The organism is Kitasatospora sp. NPDC032121, from assembly GCF_055580145.1.
Map to the genome: position 1 here is coordinate 19,964 of NZ_JBVILX010000029.1, position 15,442 is coordinate 35,405.

General features: G+C 73.8%; 14 protein-coding genes. 6 read left to right on the plus strand and 8 right to left on the minus strand.

The window, feature by feature from the left end; genetic code table 11:
* Positions 1–203: 203 nt before the first annotated feature.
* Together ACZ5OX_RS37325 and ACZ5OX_RS37330 are read left to right on the plus strand one after the other, a co-directional pair.
* Positions 204–1,709, plus strand: a complete 1,506-nt coding sequence (locus tag ACZ5OX_RS37325) for a glutamate-cysteine ligase family protein (RefSeq protein WP_449792469.1) — start codon at positions 204–206, stop codon at positions 1,707–1,709.
* A gap of 96 nt (positions 1,710–1,805) precedes the next feature.
* A complete protein-coding gene (locus ACZ5OX_RS37330; protein WP_465636404.1) occupies positions 1,806–2,594 on the plus strand; it encodes a CPBP family intramembrane glutamic endopeptidase in 789 nt (262 codons plus the stop codon).
* Here ACZ5OX_RS37330 and ACZ5OX_RS37335 read toward each other — a convergent pair.
* The 6 genes from ACZ5OX_RS37335 to ACZ5OX_RS37360 all read right to left on the minus strand — a co-directional run bounded on the left by ACZ5OX_RS37335 (position 2,572) and on the right by ACZ5OX_RS37360 (position 8,355).
* The gene (locus ACZ5OX_RS37335) at positions 2,572–3,099 is read right to left on the minus strand and encodes an HAD domain-containing protein (protein ID WP_465636406.1); all 528 of its coding nucleotides are present in this window, start codon (positions 3,097–3,099) and stop codon (positions 2,572–2,574) included. The two genes, ACZ5OX_RS37330 and ACZ5OX_RS37335, sit on opposite strands and share 23 nt — an antisense overlap.
* Before the next feature lie 100 nt (positions 3,100–3,199).
* A complete protein-coding gene (locus ACZ5OX_RS37340) occupies positions 3,200–4,462 on the minus strand; it encodes an MFS transporter (RefSeq protein WP_449792453.1) in 1,263 nt (420 codons plus the stop codon).
* A 72-nt stretch (positions 4,463–4,534) separates the two neighbouring features.
* Positions 4,535–5,236 (minus strand): dienelactone hydrolase family protein, encoded by a 702-nt coding sequence (locus ACZ5OX_RS37345; protein ID WP_465636408.1) that lies wholly within the window; start codon positions 5,234–5,236, stop codon positions 4,535–4,537.
* Between the two features lie 85 nt (positions 5,237–5,321).
* Positions 5,322–6,734, minus strand: a complete 1,413-nt coding sequence (locus ACZ5OX_RS37350) for a sugar porter family MFS transporter (RefSeq protein ID WP_465636410.1) — start codon at positions 6,732–6,734, stop codon at positions 5,322–5,324.
* Positions 6,735–7,027: 293 nt separating this feature from the next.
* On the minus strand, positions 7,028–7,669 hold the full coding sequence (locus ACZ5OX_RS37355) for an FMN-binding negative transcriptional regulator (protein ID WP_465636412.1): 642 nt from the start codon (positions 7,667–7,669) through the stop codon (positions 7,028–7,030).
* Between the two features lie 14 nt (positions 7,670–7,683).
* Positions 7,684–8,355, minus strand: a complete 672-nt coding sequence (locus tag ACZ5OX_RS37360; protein ID WP_465636414.1) for a pyridoxamine 5'-phosphate oxidase family protein — start codon at positions 8,353–8,355, stop codon at positions 7,684–7,686.
* Between the two features lie 34 nt (positions 8,356–8,389).
* Here ACZ5OX_RS37360 and ACZ5OX_RS37365 point away from each other — a divergent pair, with 34 nt between their 5' ends.
* Positions 8,390–9,727, plus strand: a complete 1,338-nt coding sequence (locus ACZ5OX_RS37365; RefSeq protein ID WP_465636416.1) for an aminotransferase class I/II-fold pyridoxal phosphate-dependent enzyme — start codon at positions 8,390–8,392, stop codon at positions 9,725–9,727.
* Positions 9,728–9,883: 156 nt separating this feature from the next.
* On the opposite strand, the gene ACZ5OX_RS37370 is transcribed toward ACZ5OX_RS37365, so the two are convergent.
* Positions 9,884–11,242 (minus strand): NAD(P)/FAD-dependent oxidoreductase, encoded by a 1,359-nt coding sequence (locus tag ACZ5OX_RS37370; RefSeq protein ID WP_465636417.1) that lies wholly within the window; start codon positions 11,240–11,242, stop codon positions 9,884–9,886.
* A 238-nt stretch (positions 11,243–11,480) separates the two neighbouring features.
* Between ACZ5OX_RS37370 and ACZ5OX_RS37375 the strand changes: the two genes are divergently transcribed.
* From ACZ5OX_RS37375 to ACZ5OX_RS37385, 3 genes are all read left to right on the plus strand, one after another.
* Positions 11,481–12,236, plus strand: a complete 756-nt coding sequence (locus tag ACZ5OX_RS37375) for a HipA family kinase (protein ID WP_465636419.1) — start codon at positions 11,481–11,483, stop codon at positions 12,234–12,236.
* A complete protein-coding gene (locus tag ACZ5OX_RS37380) occupies positions 12,233–12,649 on the plus strand; it encodes a DUF3037 domain-containing protein (RefSeq protein WP_449792444.1) in 417 nt (138 codons plus the stop codon). Before ACZ5OX_RS37375 ends, ACZ5OX_RS37380 begins: the two co-directional genes overlap by 4 nt.
* Positions 12,650–12,733: 84 nt before the next feature.
* A complete protein-coding gene (locus tag ACZ5OX_RS37385; RefSeq protein WP_392870217.1) occupies positions 12,734–13,186 on the plus strand; it encodes a MarR family winged helix-turn-helix transcriptional regulator in 453 nt (150 codons plus the stop codon).
* Between the two features lie 65 nt (positions 13,187–13,251).
* Here ACZ5OX_RS37385 and ACZ5OX_RS37390 read toward each other — a convergent pair whose 3' ends face one another.
* Positions 13,252–15,381 (minus strand): HelD family protein, encoded by a 2,130-nt coding sequence (locus ACZ5OX_RS37390; protein ID WP_465636421.1) that lies wholly within the window; start codon positions 15,379–15,381, stop codon positions 13,252–13,254.
* Between the last annotated feature and the right edge of the window lie 61 nt (positions 15,382–15,442).

Consider the following 15,442-nt stretch of genomic DNA (forward strand, 5'->3'; position numbering starts at 1 on the left):
GTGCCAATTCGAACAGGTGCGCAGGGTGATCTGTTTATCACAGGCTGTGGTGCCGAGCAAGTCCATAGTTCGTCTGATTTTCCGTCAGATGCCTTGCAATGCAAGCCAGTACACGTGTTCGGGTATCGATCTTCGAGGTGGGCATGATGCTTGCACGGTCGGTCGACCGGGTGCTCGACGGGGTGGCTCTGGAGGAGGGGACCGTGGGCGAGAAGGTCGTGGCTACTCGGGCGGAACTGGCGGACCGGCAGCAGTACCGGCGCAAGCTCCACACGTGTCTCGAAACACTCGGACGGATGATCCGGGAGGACCGCTTCGACCGTCCGCGGGCGGTGATGGGCCTGGAGATCGAGCTCAACCTGGCCGACGAGCAGGGCCTGCCGGCCATGAACAACGCGCAGGTGCTGAGCGCGATCGGCTCCAGCGACTTCCAGACCGAACTGGGCCGGTTCAACATCGAGGTCAACATCACGCCCCACCGGCTCTGCGGGCACGTCTTCGAGGAACTGCGCGAGGAGATCGACACCGGGCTGCGCTACGCCGACCGGCGGGCCGCCGAGGCGGGCGCCAGGATCGTCATGGTGGGCATCCTGCCGACCCTGGAGCACGCCCACACCGGGCTGGACGCGATGAGCCACAACCAGCGGTACAGCCTGCTCAGCGACCAGATCCTGGCCGCCCGCGGGGAGGACATCGCGCTGGACATCGAGGGGGTCGAGCACCTCCAGCTGGAGTCGATCACCATGGTGGCCGAGGCCGCCGCCACCTCGCTCCAGCTGCACCTCCAGGTGACCCCGGAACGGTTCTCCTCGGTCTGGAACGCCGCCCAGGCGATCTGCGGGCCGCAGCTCGCGCTCGGCGCCAACTCGCCGTTCCTGTTCGGGCGGGAGCTGTGGCGGGAGACCCGTCCGGTGCTCTTCCAGCAGGCCTGCGACACCCGGACGGCGGAGCTCAAGGCCCAGGGGGTGCGCCCGATCACCTGGTTCGGCGAGCGCTGGGTGGACTCCGCGTACGACCTGTTCGAGGAGAACCTGCGGTACTTCCCCGCGCTGCTGCCGATCTGCGACGACGAGGACCCGCTGAAGGTGCTGGCCTCCGGCGGTGCGCCCAGGCTCGCCGAGATGCGGCTGCACAACGGCACCATCTACCGATGGAACCGCCCGGTGTACGACGTCGCGGGCGGGGTGGCGCACCTGCGGGTGGAGAACCGGGCGCTGCCGGCCGGGCCGACGGTGGCCGACACGCTGGCCAACGCCGCCTTCTACTACGGACTGGTGCGGGTGCTCGCCGCGCAGCCCCGGCCGATCTGGACCCGGCTGCCGTTCGAGCGGGCGGACGAGAACTTCCAGCAGGGCGCCCGGTACGGCATCGACGCGGTGTTCCAGTGGCCGCGCTCGGGGCGGGCCGGGCGCGGCGGCGGGCTGCAGACCGTGTCCGCGGTCGACCTGGTGCTGAACGAGCTGCTGCCGATGGCCTACCAGGGCCTCGACGAGTGGGGCGTGGAGCCCGCCGACCGGGACCGCTACCTGGGCATCATCGAGCAGCGCTGCCTGCGCCGCACCAACGGAGCGTCCTGGCAGACCGCGACCTTCCACCGGCTGCGCGAGCAGTACGGGATGGACCGGCCGGCCGCGCTCGCGGCGATGACCAGGCGCTACGCCGAACTCATGCGCGGCGGCGAGCCGGTGCACACCTGGCCGGTGGGCTGAGACCTCCCCTCCGGGGCGGCCGCGCGGCTGTGTCAGGATGATCGCTCCGGCGGTCGGCCGACGGCCGGAGCGACCGCCCCGTCCGCTGGAGCCCCCGTGACCACCGTCCCGACCGCGCCGGAGACCGCGAAGCCCACTCGTCGGCTGCTCGGCGTGGAACTGCTGATCGTCCTCGGCCTCTCCCTCGGGGCCAGCGGGATCGGCGCGCTGATCAGCTTCACCGGTTCGCTCACCGAACCGCTCAAGCTCGGCCAGCAGGTCGCCACCCTGAACGGTTCGCGGGCGCCCGGGCGGCCCTGGCTGGACCTGGTGTGGCAGCTGTACTACATCGGGCGCGGGCTGATGCCGGTGGTGCTGGTCGGCTACCTGCTGGTGCGCGAGGGCTTCGCGCTGCGGGTGCTGGGCTTCGACCTCGGGCAGAAGCTGCGCGACCTGGGGCGGGGCGCCGCCGTCGCGGCCGCGATCGGCGGGTCGGGGCTGGCGCTCTACCTGGCCTCGCAGGCGGCCGGGTACAACCTGACGGTGGCGCCGTCCGGGCTGCCGGACGTGTGGTGGCGGGTGCCGGTGCTGGTGCTGTCGGCCTGCCAGAACGCCGTCCTGGAGGAGGTCGTCGTCCTGGGCTACCTGCTGCGCCGGGTGGAGCAGTTGGGGTGGTCCTGGCCGGCGGCGGTGGCGGCGAGCTCGGTGCTGCGCGGCTCGTACCACCTGTACCAGGGGGTCGGCGGAATGGTCGGCAACATGGTGATGGGCGTGGTGTTCTGCCTGCTGTACCGGCGCTGGGGGCGGGTGATGCCGCTGGTGGCGGCGCACGCCCTGATCGACACGGTGGCCTTCGTCGGGTACGCGCTGCTGGCCGGGCACGTCAGCTGGCTGCCGACCCCCTGACCGACGGCGCCCGGCCGCGCGGCGGACGGGCGAGCAGCCGGTCGACGTGCCGGCGCTCCAGGCCCTGGCCCGGATCGACGGGCAGCAGCAGGCGGTCCCGGCGCCACAGGGAGCGGCGGACCAGGCGCGGCGGGATGACGTCGTCCACCCAGGCGAAGGGCCGGCCCCCGGCGTAGCGCAGCAGTGGGGCCCACTTGGCGGCGGAGAACAGTTCCATCAGCGGGACGCGCGGGTCGCCGGGCTGCGGGGTGTAGCCGGCGAGGGCGACCACCGGCAGCGGGTCCAGGCCGATCGCCGGGGCGATGTGGGTGTTGGCGTTCTCCTCCCAGGTGGTGGCCCAGACCAGGTCGTACGTTCCGGCGAGCTCGCGCAGCCAGCTGCCGTGCCGGGTGGACAGCAGGACGGTGTAGCCGAACAGGATGTGCGAGTCGAACCCGGTGTCCGGGTACGGACGGACCGGGTTCAGGACGCCGTCGACGTCCAGGAACAGCAGTGGCTTCGGCACCGGTGGCCCCCAGAGACTCGTGGTGTTTCCCGACTGTCCGGACGACACTCGCGCACCTCCGGTTGCTCCCGGACGGGCGCACGCCGGGCGCGCGGGGCGCTCACGGGGTGGGCGCGGGCTCACCGGCGGGCACCGGTGCGTCCGCCGTGCTCCGACGGCTCAGCCGGCGCACCTGGGGGTCCAGCAGGACGACCGCGCTGAGCACCAGGCAGGCGGCGGCGCACGTCCAGAGCGCGCCGGACAGGCCGAGCGCCACGGCGGCGGGGCCGGCCAGGGCGGTGCCGACCGGGGCCAGCGAGTAGGAGCCGAGTTCGTCGTACGCGGTGACCCGGGAGAACATCTCCGCGGGTATCTCCTGCTGGAGCGCGACCATCCAGTTGACGCCGAAGACGGTGACGCCGACGCCGGACAGGAACATCGCGACGACCAGCAGCGGCAGCGGCACCTCGGCGGCGAGGGCCAGGGCGGGCACGCCGAACAGGAAGACCCCCCAGTTGCCGACCAGCAGGATCCGGCGCGGCCGCCACCGCGTCATCAGCACGCCGGTGGCCACCAGGCCGACCCCGTAGGCGGACATCGCCAGGCCCCAGGCGCCCGCGCCGCCGAGCCGTTCCTCGGCGGCCGTCGGCCCGTACACCGACTCGACCGCGTTGATGCAGGCGACCAGGACGGAGAACTGGAGCACGATCACCCAGAGCCAGCGGCGGGAGGCGAACTCCCGCCAGCCCTCGCGCAGGTCGCGCAGCATGCTGGCGCCGGAGGGCGCGGGGGCCTGCTCCGGCTCGAGGAAGAAGCGGAGGGCGGCGGCGACCAGGAAGCACAGGGCGTCCAGGGCGAGCACCCAGCCGGGGCCGACGACGGCGGTGAGCGCGCCGCCGAGGGCGGCGCCGCCGATCTGGGAGGCGTTGAGGCCCATCCGGAAGACCGCGAAGGCGCGGGCGGCGTGCTCCTGGGGGACGGCCTGCATGATCATGCCGCCGGAGGCCGGGGTGTAGAGCGCGTAGCCGGCTCCGCCGGCCGCGGAGAGCGCCAGCATCTGCCAGAGCCGTACGTCCCCGGTCAGCACCAGGGCCGCCAGGACGGCCTGGGAGACCCCGCTGAACACATTGGCGGCGACCATGATCAGGTGGCGCGGCAGCCGGTCGGCGAGGGTGCCGCCGACCACCAGGAGCAGCACGGTGGGCACCAGCCGGGCGGCGGTGACGTAGCCGACCTCGGCGGTGGTGCCGCCGGTGCCGAACACGGCGAAGGCGGTGGCGATGGGGGCGCCGGCGTTGCCGAGGCCGCTGATCACGGTGGCGGCGGTCTGGATGCGGAAGTTGCGGCTCGCCCAGGCGAAGCGGCGCGGAGGTGGGGTCGGCACCCGGAGACTATGCCGAAAGGTCGTACAGGTGTCCATCCCGTTTTCACACCGGAGCCCGGGGCGGGAGGGGAGTCAGCCGAGGTGGCCCCAGAGGAAGGTGAGGGTCCGGCGCCAGGCGATCCGGGCCTGGAGCGGATCGTAGGTGCCGATCAGGTTCTCGTCGTTCATGAAGGCGTGCCCGGCCGGGTAGAAGTGGATCTCCGGGCGGACGTCGGTGGCCTCGCCGATCCGGATCGCCGCCTCGTCCACGGCGGCCATCGGGATCGAGCCGTCCAACTCGCCGAAGTGGCCGAGCACGTGGGCGGTCAGGCCGCGGTAGTCGAAGTCCGGATCGGTCGGCAGGCCGTAGAACGGGACCACGGCGGCCACCTTGTCGCCGGCCCGGGCGGCCAGCAGCAGGGCGAAGCCGCCGCCCATGCAGAAGCCGACCACCCCGACGGCGTCGCCGGCCACGGCGTCCAGTGAGAGCAGGTGGTCGACGGCCCCGGCCAGGTCCTCCACCGCCCGCTCGACCGGGAGCTCGCGCATGAACCGGGCCGCCTCGGCGCTGTCGTGGGTGGTGGCGCCGCCGAACAGGTCGGGGGCGAGGACGGTGAAGCCCTCGGCGGCGAAGCGGTCGGCCATGTCGGCGATGTGCGAGGTGAGCCCCCACCACTCCTGGACCACCACCAGGCCGGGCCCGACGCCCTGCGGCGGCCGGGCCAGGTAGCCGTGCGCGGTACGGCCGTTGCTCGGGAAGGTGACGTTCTGCCGGGAGCCGCCCTGGTCAGGCATGGTTTCCTCTCGGTGGGTCGGGCCGCGAGCGGCGGGGGGTCGGCGGTGCGGGCCGCTTGCGGCGGGGGCGGTGGACGGGGCCGGGTCAGCCCATCTCCTCCAGGGCGCGGCCCTTGGTCTCCTTGATGCAGAAGGCCACGAACGGGATGGAGAGCAGCGCGAAGGCCGCGTAGATGACGTACGTCGCGGAGAGGTTCCAGTCGGCGAGGTCCGGGAAGCTGACGGTGATCGCCCAGTTGGCGATCCACTGCGCCGAGGCGGCGACGGACAGCGCCAGCGCGCGGATCCGGTTGGGGAACATCTCGCCGAGCAGCACCCAGACCACCACGCCCCAGGAGAAGGCGAAGCAGAGCACGAAGACGTGCGCGGCGACCAGGGCGACGGTGGCGTGGGTGTTGTCCAGGGTGGCGGTGTCGCCGGTGCCCTCCCGGTAGGAGAACGCCCAGGCGGCGGTGCCGAGCGCGGCCGCCATGCCGATCGAGCCGGCCAGGGCCAGCGGCTTGCGGCCGATCCGGTCCACCAGGACCATCGCGATCACCGTGCCGATCACGTTGATGATCGAGGTGGAGAGGCTGATCAGCAGGGAGTTGGCCTCGTTGATGCCGACCGACTGCCACAGGAAGGACGAGTAGTAGAAGATCACGTTGATGCCGACGAACTGCTGGAACACCGAGGCGCCGATGCCGACCCAGACGATCGGCAGCAGGCCGAACCGGCCGCCCATCAGGTCCTTCGCCCGGGGCTTGCGGGAGGACTCCAGCACCGAGCGGATCTCCGCCACCCGGGCGTCCAGGTCCACGCCCTCGCCCTCGACCTCGACCAGCACCCTGCGGGCCTGCTCCTCGCGGTGGTCGGCGATCAGGTAGCGCGGCGACTCCGGGATGGCGAGCGCCATCAGCCCGTACACCAGGGCCGGGATGGCCTCGACGCCGAGCATCCACTGCCAGGCCTGGATGCCGCCGAGGTGGTTGGTGGACTCGCCGCCGGCGGCCTGGTTGATCGCCCAGTTGGCCAGCTGGGAGACGGTGATGCCGAGCACGATCGCCATCTGCTGGAAGGAGGCGAGCCGGCCGCGGTAGGCGGTCGGGGCGACCTCGGCGATGTACGTCGGGGCGATCACCGAGGCGATGCCGATCGCGATGCCGCCGATCACGCGCCAGACGGCGAGGGTCTCGATGTTCGGCGGGAACATCGAGCCGATGCCGCTGGCCGCGAACAGTGCGGCGGCCAGCAGCATCGTGCGGACCCGGCCGAGGTGGTCGGCGAGCCGGCCGGCGAGCACCGCGCCCACCGCCGAGCCGAGCAGCGCGATGGCCACCACGAACGCGGTGGTGCCGTGGCCGACCGCGAAGTGCTTCTGGATGCCCGTCACGGCACCGTTGATCACCGCGCTGTCGTAGCCGAACAGGAAACCGCCCATGGCGGCGGCCGCCGAGATGAACACCACGTGGCCGAGGTGGGCCTCGCCGGACGCCCGTTGGCTGTTGACTGAGGACACACGCGCTCCCGGGAGTGGACGGACCCGCTCTGACGGTGAGTGGGCAGGGCTCGTCTCACATTCGAGCAGCGCCGCGGCCGACCTGCCCGAGTTGGCGGCCGATTGGCGGCCGACCGGGTGACCCGGAGTCAGCCGACGGCGCGCGGCCGGCCGCGGCGCGGGGCCGCCGGTGCGTGAGTGGTCGACGCGCGGGGCGTGGCCCGGGGGGCCGTCGGTGCCCCGCGGCGTTCGCGGTGCTCGCGGTGGCCGGCTAAGCGGTGCGCCATCGGTGACGGCGGTGCTCGGGTGCCCGGCTAGGCGGTGCGCCGTCGGTGACGGCGGAGCAGCTGGGTACGGGCGGCGGCGTACTGGTCGTGGCCGCGCCCCGGGCCGTCGGCGCGCTCGGCGAGCCGGTCGGCGATGGCGTACTGCACCTCGGCGGGCTTCTTGTCGTCGTACTTGAACTTGGCCCGCACCTCGTTCACCGTCAGCCGGAGCCCGCGCAGCCCGGGCAGCTGCCGGGCCAAGGCGCCCTCGCCGGGCACCACCCGGACCTCCGGTGTCTCGGGCTGGAAGTGCGCCAGCTGGCGGTTGAGGATCTCCGCCTTGCCGGCTGCGGCCTCCACCACCTCGGCGGTGCAGTGGAAGTGGACCGAGGTGTAGTAGCTGGTGGGCGTGCCCGGTTCGCCGCGCCAGTGGCCGGGGGCGAACGCGTAGCCGTCGGTGACCGCGAGGGTGACCTGGGGGTCGGCCCGGACGGCGGCCAGCAGCGGGTTGGGCGCGGCGAGGTGGAGCAGGATCTCGCCGCGTTCGGCGTCCAGCAGGAAGTGCGTCGGGACGAGCACCGGGCCCTCGCCGGGGCCGCCGTTGGCGGCGAGCAGGCCGAAGTCGCGGCCCTCGGCCAGCCAGGCGCGCCACTCCTGCTCGTCGCCGCGGTCCCAGGATCTGATCAGCACGGGTGGTCCTCCCGTCAGCGCGGGTAGCCGCGCAGGTGCGCGGGGAGCGGGACGGCGGTGCCGGGGTGCGGCTCGGGAGTGCCGTGCACGGTGGTGACCGGGATCAGACCGGACCAGTGCGGCAGGTCGGCGTCCTCGGGGTCGTCGTCGGCGCCGTCCTCGCGGGTCTTGGCCGAGACCTCGTCCAGCTCCAGCCGGAGGACGGCGGTGGCGGCGAGCTCCTTGGCGTTGGCCGGACGGACCTCGGCGGAGCGCCCCGGAACCGCGTGGTCGACCAGGGCGGCGAGCGCGACGTCCAGCTCCTCGGGGTCGGTGACCTGGTGCGCGGTGCCGTGGGCGACCACCGAGCGGAAGTTCACCGAGTGGTTGAACGCGGACTTGGTCAGCACCAGCGCGTCGACCTGGGTGACGGTGACGCAGACCGGCATGCCCTGCTCGCCTGAGGCGTTGCGCATCGGGCGGCTGCCGGTGGAGCCGTGGACGTAGAGCCGGCTGCCGACCCGGGCGAAGATCGTCGGCAGGACCACGGGGGCGCCGTCGACGACGAAGCCGAGGTGGCAGATGTAGGCGCTGTCGAGGATGGCGTGGATCACCTCCTGCTCCCAGGTGGCCCGGTCCCGGTAGCGGGTGGGGGTGGTCCTCGGGGTACGGGAGTAGCCGGGCGAACCCTCCGCGGTGGCTGACATGACATCCTCTATGTACTAGTGCATAATTTGCTTTGTGCTAGGAGGCTATCCGCTGAAAGGGCGACGCGCCAGCGAAATCGCGGCCCACATCGAGCAGGGCGTGAGCAGCGGGCAGCTCGCCCCCGGAACCGCGCTGCCCCCGTTGCGCGACCTCGCCGCCGAACTGGGCGTCAACCCCAACACCGTCGCCGCCGCCTACCGGCTGCTGCGCGACCGCGGCGTGATCGAGACCGCCGGCCGCAAGGGCAGCCGCATCCTGCCCAGGCCCGCCCTCACCCCGCGCGACCAGATCCGCATCCCCGTCCCGCCGCACGCCCGCGACCTGTCCACCGGCAACCCCGACCCGGCCCTGCTGCCCGACCTCGCCCCGGCCCTCGCGGCCGCCGCCGAGGCCGCGCGCACCGACCCGGTGCTGTACGGGCACGCCGCCGTCGACCCGCTGCTGCTCACGCTCGCCCGCGCGTCCTTCGAGGCCGACGGCCTGCCCGGCGGCCCGATCGCCGTCGCCTCCGGCTCGCTGGACACCGTCGAACGCATCCTCGGCGCCCGGCTGCGCCCCGGCGACGCGGTGGCCGTCGAGGATCCGGGCTGGGGCAGCCTGCTCGACCTGCTGCCCGCGCTGGGGCTGAAGCACGCGCCCGTCCGGCTGGACGACGAGGGCCCGCTGCCGGACGCGCTGGCCGCGGCGCTGGCCGAGGGAGCGCGGGCCGTGGTGGTCACCAGCCGGGCGCAGAACCCGACCGGGGCGGCGCTCACCGCACGGCGGGCCGAGGCGCTGAAGGCCGTACTGGCCGAGCACCCCGGGGTGCTGCTGATCGAGGACGACCACGGACACGGCATGGTCGACCAGCCGTACCACTCGCTGGTCGGCGCCGACGCCCGGCACTGGGCGGTGGTGCGCTCGGCGGCCAAGGCGTACGGGCCGGACCTGCGGGTCTCGGTGGCGGTCGGCGACCACGAGACGATCGGACGGGTGGCCGGCCGGCTGCGGCTGGGGGCCGGCTGGGTCAGCCACCTGCTGCAGCGCACCGTCGCGGAGCTGTGGGCCGGTGACGCCGCGCCGACCGACCGGGTGGCCGCCGTCTACCGGGCCCGGCGGGACGCCCTGCTGGGCGAGCTGGCGGCCCGTGGGATCGCCGCGCACGGGCGGAGCGGGCTGAACGTCTGGGTGCCGGTGCCGGACGAGACCTCGGTGCTGGCGGCGCTGGTGCAGCGCGGCTGGGTCGCGGCGCCGGGCGCGCGGTACCGGGTCCAGTCGCCGCCCGGGCTGCGGTTCACCACGGCGCGGCTGGAGGCGGCGCAGGCGCGGGAGCTGGCGGAGGACCTGGCGGCGGTGCTGGGGGCGGGCGGGGGCGGGTCGCGGCTGGTGTGAGTCCGCGGCTGGTGGACTACGCGTGCCGCGACGCGGCCGGGCAGGACGCGAGCGGGATGTACCCGACCGCGCGGTGATCGTACGGTGACGGCGCGGTTCGGCGCCCTCGCGGCCGGTTCCGGCGGCGGGGGCGCCGTTGCGTCGGTCTGCCCGTGCTCAGCCCTTGGCGAGCAGCGACTGGGCGTGCGCGCGGACCTGATCCTTCGTCAGATAGGAGTCGGTGTACTCGAAGTCCCGCAGCCGGGCGGGTTGGCGGGCGAGGAATCCGATGCGGACGAACTCGTCGCCGGCGGTCGCGTTGAGCAGCCAGTTGGTGCCCACCCGGAACTTGGCCACGTTGGTGCGCATCGCCATCAGGTGGTAGCCGCGCGCCACCAGCTGCGCGGGCACGCCGCGGAGTTCCACGCCGAGCGGCTTGGAGACCGCGTCCTTGCCGCCGAGGTCGACCACCAGGCCCAAGTCCTTGTGGTAGTACGGCTCCAGGGGCTGGTTGCGGAGCGAGGCGATCACGTTGTTCGCGACCGCGCGGCCCTGGCGGGCGGAGTGCTGGGCGGTCGGCGGGCAGACCGCGCCGTCGCCCTTGGCGAGGTCGGGGACGGCGGCGGCGTCGCCGAGCGCGAACACGCCCTCGAACTGCGGCACCCGCATCTCCGCCGTCACGGCGAGCCGGCCGCGGACCGTCTCGGCGTCCAGGGTGCCGATCAGCGGGCTCGCGGCCACGCCGGCCGTCCAGATCAGGGTGCGGCAGGGGAGCACCCGGCCGTCGGTGAACTTGACGGTCTCGGCGCCGACTTCGGCGACCGAGACGCCCAGCGACACCTCGATGCCGCGGTTGCGCAGCACCTCCAGGGCGGACTCGCCGAGCGGGTCGCCGAGTTCCGGCATCAGCTTCGGGGCGATGTCGATCAGGTGCCACTTGATCTGCCGGGCGTCCAGGCGCGGGTAGCGATGGGCGGCGGCGGTGGTCAGCCGCTGGAGGCAGGCGGCAGTCTCGGTGCCCGCGTAGCCGCCGCCGACCACCACGAACTGGAGCCGGGACTCGCGCTCCTTCTGGTCCAGGGTGGCGGAGGCGAGGTCGAGTTGGGCGATCACGTGGTCGCGGACGTAGGCCGCCTCGGCGAGCGTCTTCATGCCGCGGGCGTAGTCGGTGAGGCCGGGGATGTCGAAGGTGCGGGTGACGCTGCCCGGGGCGAGCACCAGGACGTCGTACTTCAGCGCGACCACCTCGTCGGTGATCTTGCGGACGACGCACACCTTGGAGGCCGGGTCCACGCCGATGGCGCCGCCCGGGACGATGTGGGTGCGGCGCAGCGAGCGGCGCAGCGAGACGGCCACGGACTGCGGGGTGAGGACGCCGGCCGCGACGTGGGGGAGCAGGGGGAGGTAGAGCTGGTAGCTGAACGGCGTGACCAGCGAGATCTCGGCCTCCGACGGTGACAGCTTGTGTTCGAGGCGGCGGGCGCACTCCAGACCGGCGAAGCCACCGCCCACGATCAGGATCCGAGGTCGTTCCATCGCTCATCCCTTTGCCGTGAAGGTCCCCACTTACTGTCCGCCACACTCGCACGGAGCAGCGGGGGCTGCCACTGGGGCGGGGCTATGGAGTGGGGAGGGAAGAGTGGTGTGGGGGAGGCGGGGGCTGCCGCCGGGGCGGGGGCGTGGGGGAGGGGAGGGAGGTGCCGGGGGGAGGTGCCGGGGGAGGTGCGGAGGTGAAGGGAGAGGAAGGGGCACAGACACCGATAAGCTGTCGGCCGTGCTACCCGAGGTGACGGCGATCCGGTATGTGACGCCACTGCGAGAAGGCGGCTCGATGCCGGGCCTGGTCGAGGCCGACGATCGGCGGCTGTACGCGCTGAAATGGGTCGGTGCGGCGCAGGGCCGCAAGGCGTTGGTCGCGGAGGTGCTGGCCGGGGAGCTCGGCCGGCGGCTCGGGCTGCCGGTGCCGGAGCTGGTGACGGTCGACCTGGACCCGGTGCTCGCGCGCAGCGAGCCGGACCACCAGATCCAGGATCAGATGCGGGCCAGCGGCGGGACCAACCTGGGGATGGCCTTCGTCAGCGGCGCGCTCAACTTCGACCCGCTCTGCTTCGAGGTGAACCCCGAGCTGGCCGGGCAGGTGCTCTGGTTCGACGCGCTGATCGGCAACGTCGACCGCTCCTGGCGCAACCCCAACCTGCTGGTGGCGACCGGCGGTCTGCGGCTGATCGACCACGGCGCGAGCCTGATCTTCCACCACAACTGGTCCGGCGCCGCCGCCTGGATCCGCCGTCCGTACGACGCCTCCGACCATGCGCTGCTGCGCGCCCGGCCGGACCTGGCGGCGGCCGACAAGGCGCTCGCGCCGCTCGCCGAGGCGGCGATCGAGGGCGCGGTGGCGCAGATCCCCGAGGTCTGGCTGGCGGACGAGTTCGGCTTCGACTCGCCCGACGAGGTGCGCGCCGCGTACCGCGCCCAGTTGACCCGACGACTGGCCGGTCCGCGCGACTGGCTGCCGGAGGTGCCCGCATGACCGAGCCCGTGCTGTCCATGCTGCCGGTCGCCGTAGAGCTGCACGACTACGAGTACGCCGTGATCCGCGCGGTGCCGAGGGTCGAGCGCGGCGAGTGCGTCAACGTCGGGGTGCTGCTGTACTGCCGGCAGAGCTCGCACCTGGCCGCCCGGACCCACCTGGACCAGGCCCGGCTGCTGGCACTGGACCCGGTCGCGGACGTCCATGGCGTGCGGCGGGCGCTGCACGGGATCGAGGCGGTCTGTCAGGGCGGCCCGCAGGCCGGTCCGGCGGCGGGGGACAGCCCCGGGCAGCGGTTCCGCTGGCTGACCGCGCCGCGCAGCGCGATCGTCCAGCCGGGGCCCGTGCACACCGGGCTGACCGCGGACCCGGAGGCGGAGCTGCGGCGGCTGTTCGACCAGCTGGTGCTCTGACCCCGGGGCGGTGTGAGGCGGCTCGCCGACGGTTGCCGTGGTCAAAGCTTGAGTTACTGAAGCACCTGGTCGTACGCTGACCCCATGGGTTCGACAGCGACGACGACCGTACCGACCAACGCCGAATTGATGGAGGTGTTGGCCGCCGTCGGTGCCGCGTACTTCCAGGACTTCGCGGCGGCCGCCGCCCGGCACGGCCTCTCCTCCTCGCAGGCCAAGGCGCTGGGCGCGGTGCAGGAGCCGGTGCCGATGCGGGCGCTGGCCGGGCGGCTGGGCTGCGACGCGTCGAACGTGACCGGGATCGTGGACCGGCTGGAGTCGCTGCGCCTGGCCAACCGGGAGGCGGCGGCCGGTGACCGCCGGGTGAAGATCGTGGTGATCACGGCCGAGGGCCGGGAGATCCTGAACCGCATCCGGGGCGAGATGGCCCGGACCCACCAGGCCTTCGAGGCGATGACCGACGAGCAGCGGATCGCGCTGCACTCGATCTGCTCCCAGGTGCTGCCGGTGCTGGCCCGTACGGGCGGCGCGCAGTAGGACCCCGCGCCGCCCGCGCCACTGGTGCCGCCGGTGCCGGTCGCGCCGCCCGTCGGTCGCGCCGGTCAGAGCAGCCCGGCGAGCTCCGGCGGCAGCGGTCGGTGGTGGAGCAGGGTGAGTGAGCGGGTGGCCCGGGTCAGGGCGACGTAGAGGTCGCGCGGGGCGAGTCCGGCCGGCTCGACCACCACGACCGCGTCGAACTCCAGCCCCTTGGCGTCCGCCACGGTGAGGGCGTCCAGTTCCGCGGTCAGGGCGTCCGGTGCGATCACGCCCAGGGTGCCGGGGCCGGCGGGCAGCCGGGCGAGCGCGGCGGCGAAGTCACCCTCGGGGACGTGGACGGCGCGGGGGCGCTCGGTGCCCGGGCGGATGGAGTCGGGCGGCCGGTGGCCGGGTACGGCGGCGCGCAGCACGGCGGAGGCGATGGCCATGAAGGGTTGCGGCGTACGGTAGTTGACGGTCAGCCGCTCCTCGCGCCAGCGGCCGGGCAGGTGCGGGTCGAGCATCTCGGCCCAACTGCGGGCGCCGGCGGGGGATCCGGTCTGGGCGAGGTCGCCGACGATGGTGAGCGAGTTGGTCGGGACGCGTCGCAGGACGGCGCGCCAGGCCATCGCGGACAGCTCCTGGGCCTCGTCCACGACGACGTGGCCGTAGGCCCAGGTGCGGTCGGCGGCGGCGCGTTCGGCGGTGGAGCGGTACGGGCCGTCGTCGCGGAAGCGCCCGGCCAGCGCGGCGGAGTCCAGCAGGGCGTCGCCGGTCTGCCCGGTGATGGTCAACACGCCCTGAGCGAAGGCCAGTTCGTCCGGATCCTGGTCGGCAGCGGCGGATTCCCTTGCCGTGCCGAGAAGTTCGGCGGCCTCGTCGAGCAGCGGGACGTCCTCGACCGTCCAGCCGGAGCCGGGCGGACGGAGCAGGGCGGCCGCGTGTTCGGGGGCCGCCGTGGCGAGCAACTCCCGGTCGGTGAGCAGCCTTTCGAGGAGCTGTTGCGGGGTGAGCCGGGGCCAGAGCGGGTCGAGGGCGGCGCGGACGTCCGTCCGCTCCCACAGCTCGCGCGGGGCGTAGTGCGCCTCCTCGTCGTCGTAGGGGCGGCCGAGGGTGAGCGCCTGGGCGATGGCGAGGGCGTCGAGCAGGGTGCCGAGGAAGAAGCCGCGGGCCCGGTTGTGGGGCAGCCGCAGGCCGCGGGCGGCGTCGCGGGCCTCGGCGCAGGCCCGGGCGGAGACCTTCAGCCCCTCGCCGAGGTCCAGGCCGTCGGCCGGGGCCGTCTGGTGGGCGGCCAGGGCGCGCCGGAGCACCCCGGCCATCCAGGGGCCGCCCTTGGCGAAGGCGGTGGCGGGGGCGTCGGTGCCGGTGGCGGTGACGCCGGGGAGGAGTTCGCCGACGGTGCGCAGCACCACCTCGGTCTCGCCGAGGGCGGGCAGCACCTCGTCGATGTACCGCAGGAAGCCGGGGTTGGGGCCGATCACCAGCACGCCGCGGCGCTCCAGCGCGGCGCGGTGGGTGAACAGCAGGTAGGCGGCGCGGTGCAGGGCGGCCAGCGTCTTGCCGGTGCCGGGGCCGCCCTGGACCACCAGGGCGCCGGGCAGCGGGGAGCGGATCACCCGGTCCTGCTCGGCCTGGATGGTGGCGACGGCGGTGCCCATCCGGCCGGTGCGCTCGCGGTCGAGGGCGGCGAGCAGGGCGGCCTCGCCGACCAGGCCGCGCCGGCCGGACTCATCCAGTCCGGCGAGGTCGAGCGCCTCGTCGTCCAGTCCGGTGAGGGTGCGGCCCCGGGTGTGCAGGTGGCGGCGGCGGACCACGGGGCCGGGGTGGGCGGGGGTCGCGGTGTAGAAGGGGCGGGCGGCCGGGGTCCGCCAGTCGAGCAGCAGCGGCTCGTACGCCTCGTCGGTCAGGCCGGTGCGACCGATGTAGTGGACGGTGCCGTCGCGCTCGTCGAGCCGGCCGAAACACAGGCCGCGCTCGACCGCGTCCAGCCGGGCGGCGTGACGGACGGCCTCGCGGGCGCGCACCTCGCGTTCCAGCCGGGCCTGGTGGGTGCCGCCGGGTGCGGCCTGGTCGTGGGCGCCGTCGGCGGTGCGGCGGGCGCGTTCGCGGACGGCGTCCAGCCGGGCGTAGAGCCGGGTGAGGTGGGCCTGCTCGGTGCGCAGGGCCGCGGCGAGGGCATCGCCGGGGTCCCCCGTGGCCGCTGGTGCTTCGCTCATCGATGTGATATCCTTGCGGTGAGAAGGCTTTGAAGTGTCATCTGAATGACGCTCAATTGGC

Bases quoted from the DNA above. Each gene is read 5' to 3' on its own strand.
- ACZ5OX_RS37345 (WP_465636408.1), bottom strand. From the start codon at position 5,236: ATGCCTGACCAGGGCGGCTCCCGGCAGAACGTCACCTTCCCGAGCAAC.
- ACZ5OX_RS37360 (WP_465636414.1), bottom strand. From the start codon at position 8,355: ATGTCAGCCACCGCGGAGGGTTCGCCCGGCTACTCCCGTACCCCGAGG.
- ACZ5OX_RS37370 (WP_465636417.1), bottom strand. From the start codon at position 11,242: ATGGAACGACCTCGGATCCTGATCGTGGGCGGTGGCTTCGCCGGTCTG.
- ACZ5OX_RS37380 (WP_449792444.1), top strand. From the start codon at position 12,233: ATGACCGAGCCCGTGCTGTCCATGCTGCCGGTCGCCGTAGAGCTGCAC.
- ACZ5OX_RS37385 (WP_392870217.1), top strand. From the start codon at position 12,734: ATGGGTTCGACAGCGACGACGACCGTACCGACCAACGCCGAATTGATG.
- ACZ5OX_RS37390 (WP_465636421.1), bottom strand. From the start codon at position 15,381: ATGAGCGAAGCACCAGCGGCCACGGGGGACCCCGGCGATGCCCTCGCC.